This is a genomic window from Dinoroseobacter sp. S124A (assembly GCF_049801015.1).
In the GTDB taxonomy this organism is placed as follows: domain Bacteria; phylum Pseudomonadota; class Alphaproteobacteria; order Rhodobacterales; family Rhodobacteraceae; genus Dinoroseobacter.
Genome location: NZ_JBNAGD010000001.1, coordinates 32,456 through 47,072, shown reverse-complemented (window position 1 = coordinate 47,072; position 14,617 = coordinate 32,456). Strand labels below are relative to the sequence as shown.

At 67.5% G+C, this 14,617-nt stretch carries 12 protein-coding genes; 6 read left to right on the top strand and 6 right to left on the bottom strand.

What is annotated here, in order from left to right:
- Positions 1-79 precede the first annotated feature (79 nt).
- The 3 genes from ACP15I_RS00250 to ACP15I_RS00240 are packed head-to-tail and all read left to right on the top strand — an operon-like array spanning position 80 to position 2,456.
- Positions 80-649 (top strand): GNAT family N-acetyltransferase, encoded by a 570-nt coding sequence (locus tag ACP15I_RS00250; protein ID WP_424973389.1) that lies wholly within the window; start codon positions 80-82, stop codon positions 647-649.
- Positions 646-1,395 carry a gamma-glutamylcyclotransferase gene (locus tag ACP15I_RS00245; RefSeq protein ID WP_424973388.1) on the top strand — a complete coding sequence of 250 codons (750 nt, stop codon included), beginning with the start codon at positions 646-648 and terminating at the stop codon, positions 1,393-1,395. Before ACP15I_RS00250 ends, ACP15I_RS00245 begins: the two co-directional genes overlap by 4 nt.
- Positions 1,392-2,456 carry a dipeptidase gene (locus ACP15I_RS00240; RefSeq protein ID WP_424973387.1) on the top strand — a complete coding sequence of 355 codons (1,065 nt, stop codon included), beginning with the start codon at positions 1,392-1,394 and terminating at the stop codon, positions 2,454-2,456. Before ACP15I_RS00245 ends, ACP15I_RS00240 begins: the two co-directional genes overlap by 4 nt.
- A 167-nt stretch (positions 2,457-2,623) precedes the next feature.
- Here the strand turns inward: ACP15I_RS00240 and ACP15I_RS00235 are convergent, their stop codons facing one another.
- Positions 2,624-3,355 (bottom strand): SIMPL domain-containing protein, encoded by a 732-nt coding sequence (locus ACP15I_RS00235; RefSeq protein WP_424973386.1) that lies wholly within the window; start codon positions 3,353-3,355, stop codon positions 2,624-2,626.
- 123 nt (positions 3,356-3,478) lie between these two features.
- On the opposite strand from ACP15I_RS00235, the gene ACP15I_RS00230 reads away from it, so the two are divergent.
- Both ACP15I_RS00230 and ACP15I_RS00225 read left to right on the top strand, forming a co-directional pair.
- Entirely contained in the window at positions 3,479-5,902 is a 2,424-nt protein-coding gene (locus ACP15I_RS00230) for a hypothetical protein (RefSeq protein ID WP_424973385.1), read from the top strand.
- A gap of 127 nt (positions 5,903-6,029) precedes the next feature.
- Positions 6,030-8,045, top strand: coding sequence for a cation:proton antiporter (locus ACP15I_RS00225; protein ID WP_424973384.1), 2,016 nt, complete (start codon positions 6,030-6,032; stop codon positions 8,043-8,045).
- A gap of 3 nt (positions 8,046-8,048) precedes the next feature.
- On the opposite strand, the gene cobT is transcribed toward ACP15I_RS00225, so the two are convergent.
- Positions 8,049-9,086: a nicotinate-nucleotide--dimethylbenzimidazole phosphoribosyltransferase gene (cobT, locus tag ACP15I_RS00220; RefSeq protein ID WP_424973383.1), complete on the bottom strand. Its 1,038-nt coding sequence runs from the start codon at positions 9,084-9,086 to the stop codon at positions 8,049-8,051.
- A 99-nt stretch (positions 9,087-9,185) separates the two neighbouring features.
- Between cobT and ACP15I_RS00215 the strand changes: the two genes are divergently transcribed.
- Positions 9,186-9,950, top strand: a complete 765-nt coding sequence (locus ACP15I_RS00215) for an adenosylcobinamide-GDP ribazoletransferase (protein ID WP_424973382.1) — start codon at positions 9,186-9,188, stop codon at positions 9,948-9,950.
- Between the two features lie 64 nt (positions 9,951-10,014).
- Here ACP15I_RS00215 and ACP15I_RS00210 read toward each other — a convergent pair whose 3' ends face one another.
- The 4 genes from ACP15I_RS00210 to ACP15I_RS00195 form a co-directional block, all read right to left on the bottom strand.
- A complete protein-coding gene (locus tag ACP15I_RS00210; protein ID WP_424964922.1) occupies positions 10,015-10,530 on the bottom strand; it encodes a CarD family transcriptional regulator in 516 nt (171 codons plus the stop codon).
- A 302-nt stretch (positions 10,531-10,832) separates the two neighbouring features.
- Positions 10,833-11,171 carry a ferredoxin FdxA gene (gene fdxA, locus ACP15I_RS00205; protein ID WP_424964923.1) on the bottom strand — a complete coding sequence of 113 codons (339 nt, stop codon included), beginning with the start codon at positions 11,169-11,171 and terminating at the stop codon, positions 10,833-10,835.
- A gap of 48 nt (positions 11,172-11,219) precedes the next feature.
- Entirely contained in the window at positions 11,220-11,564 is a 345-nt protein-coding gene (locus tag ACP15I_RS00200; RefSeq protein WP_424974097.1) for an RNA-binding S4 domain-containing protein, read from the bottom strand.
- Between the two features lie 50 nt (positions 11,565-11,614).
- Positions 11,615-14,572, bottom strand: a complete 2,958-nt coding sequence (locus ACP15I_RS00195) for a helicase-related protein (protein ID WP_424974096.1) — start codon at positions 14,570-14,572, stop codon at positions 11,615-11,617.
- Between the last annotated feature and the right edge of the window lie 45 nt (positions 14,573-14,617).

The window sequence follows — 14,617 nt, the reverse complement described above, 5'->3', positions numbered from 1 at the left end:
CCCGGGACAGATCCCTGTGGCCCGCTGCCGCGAACTCTGCTTCTCTGTGCCAGCAGCGCAGACAGAAGAAACATTGCCCATGTCGACACCCCCCTCCACCGCCACGGTCTCGATCTCCCGCGCCACATCTGCGGAGGATCTCGACGCGGTACGGGATCTGGTGCGCGGCTTTTACCACTTTGCCATGGCGCATGTGGCCGAGGCGACAGGCCGCGACCCGCAGACGGAGAACCCGTCGGTCTTTGCCAATCTCGACGCCGAGCTTGCGGGTCTGCCCGGCAAATACGGGCCGCCAACGGGCTGCCTGCTGCTGGCCCGCCTGGACGGGCAGCCCATGGGCACGGTGGCCTATTTCGCCCATTCCGAGACGGATATGGAAATCAAGCGGATGTTTGTCCGTCCGGAGGGCTGGGGCCACGGGTTGGGCACGCAGCTTCTGGAGGCGCTGCTGGCCGAGGCCCGCGCGGCGGGCTATGCGCGGTTCTTCCTGTCGACGCACCAGTCGCTGAACCATGCCCATGCGCTCTATCGGCGGATGGGGTTCGTGGACCGGCCGGTCTCCGCCGCCTTTCCGGGCGCCATGGAAGGTGTCGACCTTTGCATGGAGATGCGCGAAGGTGAGGGGCATTTCGAGAAAGACCCCGATTGACCCATCCTTCCGATCCTTTCGCCCACCACCCCGAGTTGCGCGGGCAGATTGCGGATCCTGAAACCTCGTTCTTTCGCACCTTCGATGTCGAGGCGCTGCTGCAGGCGCATCCGCATCTCACCGACCTGCGGGACTGGGTCTATTCGGATGCCGAGCGCGAGGCGATCCGGCGCGACGCCCTCGCCGGGCATGACGGGGATCTGTGGATCTTCGGCTATGGCTCATTGATGTGGGACCCGGCGCTGCGCTTTGCCGAGCTGCGCCGCGCACGGCTCGAGGGCTATGCCCGCCGGCTCATCCTGCTCGACGACAAGGGCGGACGCGGCACGAAAGAGGCCCCGGGGCTGATGGCGGCGCTGGATGACGGCCCGGGCTGCGACGGGCTGGCCTTTCGCATCGCCGCGGCGGATGTCGAGATCGAAACCGAGATTCTGTTTCGGCGCGAGATGATCGGGCCCGGCTACCTGCCGATCCTGCATCCGGTCGTGCTCGCCGACCAGACGGTCTCTGCGCTGGTTTTTGTCGCCGACCATGGCGAGGCGGTCATTCTCAGCGATATCTGCCGGGATAGGCAACTCCGCTATCTCGCCACGGGGGCCGGGCTGCTCGGCACGAGCCGCGACTACCTCGCGAGCATCGTGGATCACTTTTGTCAGTTCGGGATCGAGGACGCCCATTGCAGCGCGCTGCTGCGCGAGGTGGATGCCCGGATCGCCGCGACTACAGCCGAGGATGCCACGCCATGAGCCCGCCCATTCCCTTTTTCGATGGCCATAACGATTTCGTTCTGCGGCTGATGAAGACCCCCGCCCCGCGCGACGAGACCTGGCTCGGCACGGGCGAGATGGGGCATATGGATCTGTCCCGCATGAAGGAGGCCGGGTTCGCGGGCGGGATGTTCGCGATCTTCGTGCCCCCGCTCGGGGCCGGGAAGCCGCCCGATTTCAAGGCGCTCATGGCGCACCCGCCCTATGCCATGCCTATGCCGCCCCAAATGACCCATGCCGAAGCCCGGCCAGATGCCCTGACCATGGCCGGGCTGCTGCATTGGATGGAGCGGTCCGCGCCCGACGAGTTCAAGCTGTGCCGCAGCGCCCCGGAGATCCGCACGGCCATGGCCGCCGGGCGGATTGCCGGGGTCATGCATCTGGAGGGGGCCGAGGCGATCGGCCCCGATCTCGACGCGCTCTACCTTTTTCACGAGATGGGCCTGCGGTCGCTCGGCCCGGTCTGGAGCCGGGACACGATTTTTGGCTACGGAGTGCCCATGGCCTTTCCGGGCAGCCCGGATATCGGCCCCGGTCTGACGGAGACCGGCAAGGACCTGATCCGGCTCTGCGACGAACTGGGGATCATGATCGATCTGTCCCATCTCAACGAGAAGGGGTTCGACGACGTGGCCGCGGTCTCGCAAGCGCCGCTGGTGGCCACCCATTCCAACGCCCATGCGATCTGCAACAGTCCCCGGAACCTGACCGACCGGCAATTGCACATGATCCGCGAACGCAAGGGGATGGTCGGCCTGAACTTCGCGACCTTCTACCTCAACGCGGATGGCCGCTCAGACAGTGACATGGGCTGGGACGTGATGCTGCGGCATCTCGATCATCTGATCACCGAGTTGGGCGAGGACCATGTGGGGCTCGGCTCGGATTTCGATGGGTGTATCCTGCCGGATCTGATCGGGGATGTGACCGGGGTGCGCGGCCTCTTTGCGGCGATGAGCGCCCATGGCTATGACGCGGCCCTGATCGCCAAGCTCGCGCGCGAAAACTGGCTGGCCTGCCTGGACAGGTGCCTGACCTGAGCCCGCGTGATCTTTTCGGCCCGGCCCGGGCGTAACCCGCGCGCGCGGCTATCCGAGCAAGACCTTGGTCGCCAGATGTGCCGCCGTCCACGGGGCTGCCGTGTTCCGGACCCCTTGTGACGGGTCCCGGACACGGCGCATCCGCGCGGCGCGCGCCTGTCGCAGGGTTACTGCGCGAGCTCGATGACGAGCGAGACCGTCGCGGACATCGACACCTCGCCCGCCGCCACGGGCACCGCCGCATCGGCCACCGCCATTTCGGCGCGCATCATCTGCGGGCCGCGAAATCCGCCCTGCTCGGTGATGGAGCGGATCGGGCCAAGCCCCACCCCAGCCGCCGTGGCGAGGGTTTCGGCCCGGGCCAGCGCGTCTTTCATCGCCGCCTCGCGGGCGGCGGTCTCCAGCGGGCCGGGGGCCTGCACCCCGAAGCTCAACCCGCCAAAGCTGTTGGCGCCATCCCCGACACTGGCATCGAGGATCTCGCCCAGACGCTCTAGGTCACGGACCCGCACGGTCAGGATATTACTCGCCCGAAAGGCCACGATCCGGCGGGACTGACCGCGGTAATCCTGCCCGGGCTCATAGACCGGGCTCAGGGACAGATCCGAGGTCTGCAGGTCCCGGGGCGCGACATCGAACCCCTGCAACTTGGTGAGCACCGCCGACATCTGGCTCGCATTCCCGGCCAGCGCCCGATCCGCACGCCGGTCCTCGGTGACCACGCCGATACGGATCGTCGCCATATCGGGAATCGCAGGGATCTGCGCGGTGCCGGTCACATTCAGCAGCCCCGGCTCGTCGGCCGCACGCGCCACCTGCGCAGGCAGGCTCAGGCCGAGCACCACGAGCAGCGCAGCGCAAAGCACCAACGGGCGGGAAACAGGAGAAAAACGGCGCATCATGGCCTCCTTGGGGCAGAACAAACCAGCACGCGAAAAGGGCAAGTGTCCTTCCATCACTGGCGTAAACACGGTACAAGGTGGCCACAGGAGGTGGATGATGCAAGAGCTGCGACAAGGTCGATGAAGCCGAGCTTTGCGCTTCTGTTGTCCCAGGATGGTCTGGTACTGTGTCACCGCACCAGCGATGGCTGGCTGCGGGTCGGCGAGGTCTTGCTGACGGCCACGGATGTGGCGGGCGAGCTGGCCGCGCTGCGCACCCGCGCGCTGGAGATCGCCAAAGCCCAGAAGCTGGGGCCGCTGATCACCAAGCTGGTCCTGCCGAACAGCGAAATCCTCTATGACAGGATCTCGGTCGAGGGCGTCACGGGTCCCGATTACGACGCGGTGATCCGGGAACGGCTCGATGGCCGCACGCCCTATGCCATGGACGAGCTCTGCTATGATTACGTGGTCACGCAAGGCGAGGCGCAGGTCGCCGTGGTCGCCCGCGAGACCCTGGCCGAGGCCGAGGCCTTTGCCACCGAGCATGGGCTCGAACCGGTTTGTTTTGCCGCCGTCCCGCCCAAGGGTGCGTTCTCGGGCGAGGCGATGTTCGGCACGACCCGGCTCGCGCCGGATCTGCTGGCGCCCACCGAAACGCTGGAGCGGGACATGGCCCCGGTCGTCATTCTGGGCGAGACGGATTGGGTCGGTGCACGGGCCGCGTCCCAGCCCCCGACAGAAAGCGTGGCCCCACCGCCCGAGGCCGACGCACCGGTCGCAACCGCGGCACCGCCCGAACCCGCGCCGGAGCCGTCCCAAGACCCGGATCTGACGCCGCCGGAACCAGCGGTGGCAACGCCCGCCCCGGTGGAGGTCCAGTCGGATCTGCCTGCGCCCTCATCTGTGGATGAGATACCTGCTCCGGTCGCCCCGGCCCCGCCCCGGGCCCGGGCGGACGCGGCAGCCAAGCTAGCCCCGCCCGAAGCCGTGGTCGCGGCCGAGAAACTGGCGGAACTGGCCGCCCCGGCGAAACGCAGCTCGCGCTCGCTGGGATTGATCCTGACCCTCGCGCTGCTGGCGGCGATGGTGCTTGTCGGGGTCGTAGCCGCCGTCCTGGAACAGGATGATGTGGTCAGCACAGGCGCGGCACCGCAGGCGATCGACGAGGCATCGCCCGCCCCGGAGCCCGCGCCAACACAGCGGGCCGACGCCACGCCAACGCCCGCGCCTGACACGGCAGAGGACACTGCCCCGCCCGTAATCGCCGAGGCCGCCCCTGAGCCGACAGAGCAACCGGGCACCCCCGCGATCACGGCGATGACCGACGGCCCGCCGCAGCCCGCCGCCCCTGCGCCCGTGGTCAGCCGGTTCGATGCGCTGCCCACCCCCGAGGAGGTTGCCGAGGGGGAGGAAGCCACGGTGCCCGGCACTCCAGCACCAGCCCCGGCCCCGGCAGCCGCCCCAACAACCACGCCGGTGGCGGTCAGCGAAGCGCCCGCGTCACCCGCTTTGCCCGCCACGGCCCCGCCCGCGCAGACCAACGATGCGGAACCGCCCGTCGCGGCGCGCGACCTGCGCTCGCCCCTGATCGAAACCGAGACACGCTATGCTGCCAGCGGCATCTGGCAACGCAGCCCGGATCCCCTGCAACCCATCGCACCGACGGTGATCGGGGATCTCTACGTGGCCGCGCTGGACCGGGATGTGGCGATCGAGGACGCGCTCGCCCTGCCCGCCTATATGGACAGCCAGGACCTGCGCCCGGTCTCGCCGCAACCCCCTGTGGCGCCCGGGCAGTTCTTCGATTTGAGCGCGGACGGGTTCGTCACGCCGACCCCCGAGGGGGCTCTGACGCCCGAGGGCGTGCTGGTCTTCTCCGAACCCGGCACACGTCCGAGTCCGCGCCCACAGATCACGCCCGTGACCACAACCGAAGACCTGCGACTGGCCGAGCTCGCGTCGCAGCGCCCGCCGCCGCGTCCGAAAAACGTCGCCGAATTGCAGGAGCGCGCGGAACTTGACGGACGCAGCCGGGCTGAGCTGGCCGGGCTTACCCCGACCCCGCGCCCCGCTTCGATCCAGGAGCTGGCCGCCGCCGAAACCCCCGAGGCCGTTCCCGCCAACGCCATGGCGCGCTCGGTCTATCCGGACCAGCGCCCGAGCAATTTCGCACAGCTTGTGGCCGCAGCCCGGGCGGCCCGGGTCGCCACGGCCGAGCCCGCAACCGGTCAGAACCGGGGCGTCGCCGCGGCCTCCACCGCGTCTTTCGCCGCCGCAGCCCCCGCGCCGCAGCAGGAGACGGCCCCGACAATCCCGACCACGGCCTCGGTGGCCCGGCAGGCCACCATCGAGGATGCGCTGCGCCTCAACCGGATCAACCTGATCGGCGTTTATGGCACCCCGAACAGCCGCCGGGCGCTCGTGCGTCTGGCCTCGGGCCGCTATGTGAAGGTCGAGGTCGGCGACCGTGTGGACGGGGGCCGGGTCGGCGCGATTGGCGAGACCTCGCTGCAATACACCAAGGGCGGACGCAACATCACGCTGGAGATGCCGCGCGGATAGGCACTTGCTGCCAAAGGGCGCGTGGGACAGCCGTGCGGGTTTACCCGCAGCGCATCCCCGTTACAGTGAGACGGCGCATATCCCATCGCGGCCCGTTGCGGGCCGAACGATCCCTTAGGAAGTTTCCATGACCGAATTCCTCATCCAGGCCAGCATTTTTCTGTTGGCGGCCGTGATTGCCGTGCCACTTGCCGTGCGGCTCGGGCTCGGCTCGGTTCTGGGCTACCTGCTGGCGGGGATCGTGATCGGGCCGGTGCTCGGCCTGATCGGCTCGGATGTGAACGAGTTACAGCATTTCGCCGAGTTCGGCGTGGTGATGATGCTGTTCCTGATCGGGCTGGAGCTTGAACCCCGCGCGCTCTGGGACATGCGGGACCGATTGCTCGGGCTTGGCGGGCTGCAGATCGGGCTGACCATGGCCGCGATCATGGGGGGCTGTATTCTGCTGGGCTTTGCCTGGCCCGTGGCGCTGGCGATCGGGATGATCATGGCCCTGTCCTCGACCGCGATCGTGCTGCAGACGCTGAACGAAAAACGGCTGATGCAGACCCCGGGCGGGCGCAACGCCTTCTCGGTGCTGCTGACGCAGGATATCGCGGTGATCCCGATGCTGGCCTTCATGCCGCTTCTGGCGCTGTCGGCCCTGCCCCATGCCACGGTCGAGGGGGGGGCCGCAGCCGGTCTGATCGGGATGACCGCCGCCCCCGATGGCAGCATGCATGTGGCCGAAGAGGCCGCCGCCCAGGGTGGTCACGGGGCCGGGCATGGCGATCATTCCGCCAGCGCCGTGGTGCATTTCCTCGAACAGTTGCCGGGTTGGGGCGTCACCCTTGTGACGATCTCGGCCATTCTGGCCATCGTGCTGGGCGGGCACTACCTGACACGGCCGGTCTTCAAGTTCATCCACGGCGCGCGGCTGCGCGAGATGAACACGGCGGTGGCGCTTCTCTTTGTGGTGGGGGTGGCCTCGATCATGCTGATCCTCGGCCTGTCCCCCGCGCTGGGAACCTTCCTCGCCGGTGTGGTGCTGGCCAATTCCGAGTACCGGCACGAACTCGAGGCGGATATCGAACCCTTCAAGGGGCTGCTGCTGGGCCTCTTCTTCCTGACCGTCGGGGCCGGGATCAACTTTCAGGTCCTGTTTGGCCAGCCTTTGCTGCTGCTCGGCCTGACCCTTGGCCTGATGGCCGTGAAGGGCATCATCCTGCTGTTCCTCGCCCTGCTCTTCAAGATCCGCGGGCGCGACCGCTGGCTCTTTACCCTCAGCCTCGCGCAGGCGGGGGAGTTTGGCTTCGTGCTCATCAGCTTTGCGGTAAACACCAATGTCCTGCCAGGCGAGATCAGCCAGACACTCCTGCTGGTGGTGGCGCTCTCGATGCTGCTCACCCCGCTCCTCTTCATCGTCTACGATCAGGTCAGCGCCCGCATGCAGGACAGCGGCGGCCCCGAGCGCCCCGATGACGAGATCGACGAGCAGCAGCCGATCATCATCGCCGGGATCGGGCGGTTCGGGCAGGTGGTCAACCGCATGGTGCAGATGACCGGCATGAAAACCACGGTGCTCGACCATGATCTGGAGATGATCGAGCTGATGCGGCGCTTCGGGTTCAAGGGCTTCTTCGGGGACCCGACCCGGCCCGAGCTTCTGCATGCGGCGGGGCTCGACAAGGCGCGGGTGCTGGTGGTGACGCTGGACGACCGGGAGGCGGTGCTGAAACTGGTCACCTATGCCCGTCGGATGCGCCCGGATCTGCATATCGTGGCCCGCGCCCGCGACCGGGTGCATGTCTATGAGCTCTATGCCGCGGGGGCCAATGACATCGTGCGCGAGACCTTTGACAGCTCGCTCCGGGCGGGGCGCTACGTGCTCGAGAACATGGGGATGAGCGAGTTCGACGCGGCCGATGCCGAGCACACGTTCTTTCGGATGGATCGCAAGGCGATGCGGGATCTGGCCGTGTTGTGGAAACCCGGCGTGCCCGTGACCGAGAACGAGGCCTATGTCGCCCGCGCCAAGGAACTGAACCGCGATCTCGAAACCGCATTGGTCAGCACGCTGGATGAGACCGAAGGCATGACCGGACATAGCGAGCGCTTTGCCACGCTGGAATCCGAAACCGCCGTCACCCGCGCCAAGCGCTAGGGATCAGCCGTCCGAGACCCCCGCCTCGGCGAAGGTGGCCATGCCGGAATGGCAGGCCACGGCCCCTTTGAGCACGCCCAGCGCCAGCGCCGCGCCCGAGCCTTCGCCCAGCCGCAGCCCGAGCGACAGGATCGGCGTCTTGCCCAGCTTCTCGAGCAGCGCGCCATGGGCGCCTTCCGCCGAGAGATGCCCGGCCAGCGCGTGATCGAGCGCGCCGTCCTGCGCCTCGGCGAGACAAGCCGCCGCCGCACAGCAGATGAACCCGTCGAGCAGTACCGGAATGCCATCGGCCCGCGCCCGAGCAATCGCGCCGACCATGGCCGCAAGCTCGCGCCCACCGAGACAGCGCAACACCTCGAGCGGATCACCCAGCGCCGCAGCGTTCGCCGCCAGCGCCGTGGTCACGGCGTGCGCCTTGCGGGTCAGCCCATCGGCATCGACACCGGTGCCGCGCCCGACCCAATCCTCTGCAGCGCCACCATAGAGTGCGGCGCAGATCGCCGCGGCGGCGGTGGTGTTGCCGATCCCCATCTCGCCCGCCACCAGAAGATGCGCGGCGGGATCCACCGCGTTCCAGCCGATGCGCAGGGCCGCGACAAGCTCTGCCTCGGTCATGGCCGGGCCTTCGGTGAAATCCGCAGTTGGCCGATCGAGGTCGATCGGATGCACGGTCATCCGCGCGCCAAAGGTCTCGCTGAGCTGGTTGATCGCCGCGCCGCCGCCCTCGAAATTCGCCACCATCTGCGCGGTGACATCCGCCGGAAAGGCCGACACACCCTTGGCCGCGACCCCGTGATTGGCGGCAAAGATCACCACCTGCGGCGTATCGATCCGTGGCATGTCCGTGCCCTGCCAGGCCGCCACCCAGATCGCCAGATCCTCGAGGCGGCCGAGCGCGCCCGGCGGTTTGGTCAGCACGTCGTTGCGCGCCCGCGCCTGAGCCTCGGCGGGACCGTTGCGCCCCGGCGCCCGCGCCAGCACTGCGCGAAACGCGGTCAGACTGTCGAACGGGGCATCGGTCTGCGGGGCTGTGCTGGACATCCGGGCGGTTTCCTGTCGATAGAGGGTCTTGGCGGCACTGTTGACCCCAACGGACCGCCCCCGCCACGCGACAGTCCGCCACAGCCGACGGAGGCCCTGATGTCCCGCCCGCATCTCCGCGATCTGCCCCTCGCCCTGAGCCTGCTCAGCCGTCTGCCCGTCCCCGTGGATCACAGCCGCGCGGGCGACCGCGCCGCCACAGCCGCCTGGGCCTATCCGCTGGTCGGGGCCGGGCTCGCGGCGCTGGCGGGCGGGCTGGCCTGGACACTCGCCGCGCTGGGGCTGCCCCCGGGCCCAGTGGCCGGGGCGGTTCTGGTGCTGCAGGTGATGATCACCGGCGCGCTCCATGAAGACGGGCTGGCCGACAGTGCCGATGGCCTCTGGGGCGGGTGGGAGCCCGCGCGACGGCTGGAGATCATGCGCGACAGCCGGATCGGCGCCTACGGCGTGCTCGCATTGGGGCTGAGCCTGATTTTGCGATGGGCCTGCCTTGTGGCAGTCCTCGATGCGGCGGGACCCGGGGGGTTGATCGCCGCCCTTGTAGCCGTTGGCGCCCTGTCACGCGGCGCGATGGTCGGCGTCATGCATGTCCTGCCCTTTGCGCGCAGCGATGGCCTCTCGCGGCGGGTGGGGGCGGTGCCGCGCGGGTCCGCGCTTCTGGCCTGCGCCTTGGCCCTCGGGATCTGCGCCGGATTGTGGGGCGGCATAGCGCTGGCCCTGCTGGCCCTGAGCGGAGGCGCAGCGGCGTTGATCGTCGGGGCCTTGGCCAAGGCCCGGATCGGCGGGCAAACCGGTGACATCCTCGGCGCGACCCAGCAGGTCGCCGAGATTGCCGCCCTCGCCGTCCTGACCACGCTGGTCTGACGCGCCCCGCCCCACGAAAAAAGCCGCCCCGAGGGACGGCTTGTTCATGCGTTATCGGGCCGGATCAGGCAGCGGCGCGCGAAACCAGAACGTCGTCGATCCGCTTCTGCGCGTTGCCCTCGTCATCCCCGCTCACTGCAGCGATTTCGCGGGTCAGACGCTCCAGCGCCGCCTCGTACAGCTGACGTTCGGAATAGCTCTGCTCGCGCTGGTCGTCCGAGCGGTGCAGGTCCCGCACCACCTCGGCAATCGCGATCAGGTCGCCGGAATTGATCTTTTGCTCGTATTCCTGAGCACGGCGGGACCACATGGCGCGCTTGACGCGGGCCTTGCCCTTGAGCGTGTCCATCGCCTTGGAGACGATGTCGGGGCTGGACAGGCTGCGCATGCCCACTTCGGTCGCCTTGTTGGTCGGCACCCGCAATGTCATCTTGTCCTTCTCGAACGAGATCACAAACAGCTCAAGCGTCAGTCCGGCGATTTCCTGCTCTTCGATGGAGACGATCTGACCCACGCCATGGGCGGGGTAGACGACATATTCATTCGGGCGGAAGTCGTTGGATTTGTTCGCTTTGCTCATGCACTTTCACTCCTGCTTGTGGCGCCGCCCAGACCGCAGGGGGACGTGGTCGCGCGGTGGCGTCCAGTTGCCCGAATTGCGGCGGTAAAAAAAACGCAACGGCACGAGGCTGAAGCGTTTCGGGTGGTCTCTCCACGTCAATTATGAACGCAATATAACAAAAAAAAGGCGGTTTGAGAAGGCACTTGCTGCGCCTGCACAGGGATGAGTGCCCCGAAACCACCCGTTTCGGTCGATTTTCGTTCACTTCTCGCGTAGCGGGGCCCGTACAGCCGTTAGCGCGATCACCCGCCGCGAATCATTCAGCCGCCCTCGCCCGGTGCCTCGGAGAAGTACTTGTCCAGCTTGCCGGTTTCGCCGTCGCGCTCTTCGGCCTCGGGCAATTGATCCTTCTTGGTGATGATCACCGGCCAGGCCTCGGAATACTTGCGATTGAACTCGACCCATTTTTCCATGTCCGGCTCAGTGTCGGGCCGGATGGCGTCGGCGGGGCATTCGGGCTCGCACACGCCGCAATCGATGCATTCATCGGGGTGGATCACGAGCATGTTCTCACCCTCGTAGAAACAGTCAACGGGGCAGACCTCGACGCAGTCGGTGTATTTGCAAGCGATGCAATTGTCGGTGACGACATAGGTCATGGGCGCGTTCCTTCGTGTGCTGCACTTGCATTAAGGTTTTGCGACGGGTCATTCAAGCGGCGGACGACGGGATTCATCCAAAGCGCGACGATCTTTCTTGGTCGGTCGGGGCCCCTTGCGCGGCGCTAAGGGCGCGTCGGGCTCAGGCGCTGGCGTCAGATCGGTATAGAGAAGCTGGGCCTCCGGGGCCGGTCCCCGGCGGGTGCCGGGGGCCTCCACCCGGATGACGCGGATCTCGCGCCCCTGAGCAAAAGTCAGCACATCTCCGGTGGCCACGCTGGTCGCAGGCTTGGTCACGCGCACCGCGTTGATCCGCACCGCCCCGGCGCTGACCTGCTTGGCCGCAAGGCTGCGGGTCTTGAAGAACCGCGCAAACCACAACCATTTGTCCAGCCGCTGTCGTCCGGGCGCGTCCGCCGCGCCGGACCCCGGTGCGGCCTTGCTCAGGACTTGTCCTTCAGGCCCATCAGAGCCGCGGCGAAGGGGTTATCCGGATCGATGCGATCCTTCTTCTTGTCCGGGCGGGACTGATAGGTCTTGGGACTGGTGTCGCGCGGACCGCGTCCACCGGGTTTGCCCTTGCCACCGGCCCCCTTGCCCCGAGGCTTGCCGCCTTGCTTGCCACCGGGCTTGCCGCTGCGGGCCTGAGCCTCGCCGCCGCCCTTGCGACCCCGGTTGTCGGTCCGACGCGGGCGCGGGGCCCAGCGGAAGGTATAGACAACCTCCATTTCCGGCTCGGCGGGCTCTGCCGCGGTCTCGGCCTCGGCGGTGGCGTCTTCGGGTGTTTCGGCATCTGCCTGCGCAGCGTCGTCGGCGGTGGCGTCGGCCTCGACAGGCGTTTCAGCCGCCGGGGCCTCTGCCTCTGCAGGCATCTCAGCCTCTGCGGGCGTCTCAGCCGCAGGGAGATCGGTTTCGGCAGCGCCCTCCGCAACAGCAGGCTCCCCCTCGGCGACCGGCGTCTCGGCTTCCGCTGCCGCCTCGCCTGGCTCTCCGGCCGGGGCTGCATCCGCCGCCGGGGCGGGTTTCACCTTGGCCCGCTCCGAGCGCTCAGCCGCATAGCCCAGCCCCTGCATCAGGTCGGCAAACTGCTCCAGCGTCATGCCGGTGATCGACAGCATATCCGGTGTCGCCTCGAACCCGCCGCGTGTGTCCACGCCGCGCAGCATATCCGCCAGACGCTCCAGCATATCGATACGGATCGCCCGCGCACCCGCCGATCGATAGCCGGATTCGCTGTAGATCTCGGCGCTCACGCCCTCGATCACCGGGATCGTCACCAGCCCCGGGGGCGGGCTTTCGGGGAAGACATCGCGCCCCTTGAAGAGCGAGGACAGCACCAGACGCAGCCGCGTCGGTGCCGGCTTCAGCAGAAGCGGCAGAAAGATGGTGAACTGCCCGAACCGCACGCCATGCTTGCGCAAAAGCCCGCGCGCATCCTGATCCAGCGCCTTGACGTCTTGGGCCACGGCGGCCCGGGGCAGAACGCCCAGCGCCTCGACCATCTGGAAGGCAAAGCCGCGCACCAGACCGGTCAGCGCCTCGTCCCGGCTCATGGCCAGAAGCGGCTCGAACAGGGCCGCGATCTTGCGGTCGATGAAATGCTGCAGACGGCGCTCGACCTTCTGGGCCACATCGGCGCCCGCCTCGTCATCGACGAAGGCCTGAACCGCGGGCTTGAGCGGGTCCGCGCCCTTCACGAGCTTGCCGACCGCCTGGTCGCCCCACATGAGGCCCCCCTGCTCGGTATAGTCGATCTCGGTATCGGGCGCGTTGTAGAACCGGTCCGCGCGCAGATGGAACTCTGGTGCCAGCGCAGAGAGAGAGGCCGCACGGACGGCCTTGGCCTCCTCCGGGGTCGCGGTCTTGTCCTGGCGGAAGCGGAACCCTTCGAGACGGCCGATTAGCTCGCCCTCAACGGTCACTTCACCTTTTTCGTTTACGTCGGCCACCAGGCTCTCCTTCTGTTTCAACCGCCGCAGAAGCACGGATGTGCGGCGATCGACAAATCGTTGGGTCAGCGCCGTGTGCAATGCGTCTGACAAGCGGTCTTCTACAGCGCGCGTCTCGCCGCGCCAATGGCTATCCTGCTCCACCCAGCCTTTGCGTTGGGCCACATAGGTCCATGTGCGAATATAGGCCAAGCGTTTCGACAATGTGTCAATGTCGCCATCTGTCCGATCAATTCGGGCGACTTGTCGCGCAAACCACGGTTCGGGGACTTTGCCATCATCATGCAGAAAGCCGAAGATATTCGTGAGCAAACCTGCATGTTCGCCACCGGATATGCCCCGAAAGTCCGGAATCCGGCAGACATCCCACAAAAGACGCACATCGCGGGCATCCGACAGACGCGCGGCGATATCAGCCTCGGCCGCGAGGGTCTTGAGCGCGCTGAGGTCATCGGCCTCCCGTGCCCGGACGAGCCAATCATCATCCGGCACGGCCTCGAGCGAGGCGATCAGCCGGTCGACCCGGCTGAATTGCAGCTCGGCACTGCGCCATTGTAGCTTGCGCAGGGGCGTGAAGCGGGCGTTCTCGATGGCGTTGACCACGCCCTCTTCGAGCTCGGGCGCCTCGCCGGTCACGCCGAACGTCCCCGGCGTCATGTAACGCCCGGCCCGGCCCGCGATCTGCGCCAGCTCATTCGGGGCCAGGGGGCGCATCCGTCGCCCGTCGAATTTCGACAGGGCCGAGAAGGCCACATGGGTCACATCGAGGTTCAGCCCCATCCCGATGGCATCGGTCGCCACCAGGTAATCCACATCGCCGTTCTGATAGAGATCGACCTGCGCGTTCCGGGTGCGCGGGCTGAGCGCGCCCATCACCACGGCGCAGCCGCCCTTCTGGCGGCGGATCAGCTCGGCCATGGCATAGACGTTATCCACCGAGAACCCGACAATGGCCGAGCGCGGCTTCATGCGGCTGATCTTCTTGGCGCCCGCATAGGTCAGCTCGGAGAAACGCTCACGGCGCATGAACTGCGCCTTGGGCACCAGCTCGGCGATGGCGCTGCGCATGGTCTCGGCACCGAGAAACATCGTCTCGTGCAGCCCGCGCGCCCGCAACAGCCGGTCGGTGAAGACATGGCCGCGTTCGGGATCCGCACAAAGCTGGATCTCGTCGATGGCCACGAAATCCGCGCCGATCTCCTGGGGCATCGCCTCGACCGTGCAGACCCAGTATTGCACGCGGTCCGGCACGATCCGCTCTTCGCCGGTCACGAGCCCCACGACCGAGGGCCCGCGCAGAGCGACGATCTTGTCATAGACCTCGCGCGCCAGAAGGCGCAGCGGCAGCCCGATCACCCCGGTGCGGTAGCCCAGCATCCGCTCGATGGCGTAATGGGTCTTGCCGGTATTGGTGGGACCGAGGACCGCGGTGATCCGCGCGTCATGTCGCATCATGTGGAGGTCCCCAGAAAACCCGTTCAAACCCGCAGATCGCGC

What these genes read in the sequence shown, in the direction of transcription:
- ACP15I_RS00250 (WP_424973389.1), top strand. Translation starts at nt 80, where the DNA reads ATGTCGACACCCCCCTCCACCGCCACGGTCTCGATCTCCCGCGCCACA.
- ACP15I_RS00225 (WP_424973384.1), top strand. Translation starts at nt 6,030, where the DNA reads ATGACCGAATTCCTCATCCAGGCCAGCATTTTTCTGTTGGCGGCCGTG.
- ACP15I_RS00195 (WP_424974096.1), bottom strand. Translation starts at nt 14,572, where the DNA reads ATGCGACATGACGCGCGGATCACCGCGGTCCTCGGTCCCACCAATACC.
- cobT (WP_424973383.1), bottom strand. Translation starts at nt 9,086, where the DNA reads ATGTCCAGCACAGCCCCGCAGACCGATGCCCCGTTCGACAGTCTGACC.
- fdxA (WP_424964923.1), bottom strand. Translation starts at nt 11,171, where the DNA reads ATGACCTATGTCGTCACCGACAATTGCATCGCTTGCAAATACACCGAC.
- ACP15I_RS00235 (WP_424973386.1), bottom strand. Translation starts at nt 3,355, where the DNA reads ATGCGCCGTTTTTCTCCTGTTTCCCGCCCGTTGGTGCTTTGCGCTGCG.
- ACP15I_RS00210 (WP_424964922.1), bottom strand. Translation starts at nt 10,530, where the DNA reads ATGAGCAAAGCGAACAAATCCAACGACTTCCGCCCGAATGAATATGTC.
- ACP15I_RS00230 (WP_424973385.1), top strand. Translation starts at nt 3,479, where the DNA reads ATGAAGCCGAGCTTTGCGCTTCTGTTGTCCCAGGATGGTCTGGTACTG.
- ACP15I_RS00240 (WP_424973387.1), top strand. Translation starts at nt 1,392, where the DNA reads ATGAGCCCGCCCATTCCCTTTTTCGATGGCCATAACGATTTCGTTCTG.
- ACP15I_RS00215 (WP_424973382.1), top strand. Translation starts at nt 9,186, where the DNA reads ATGTCCCGCCCGCATCTCCGCGATCTGCCCCTCGCCCTGAGCCTGCTC.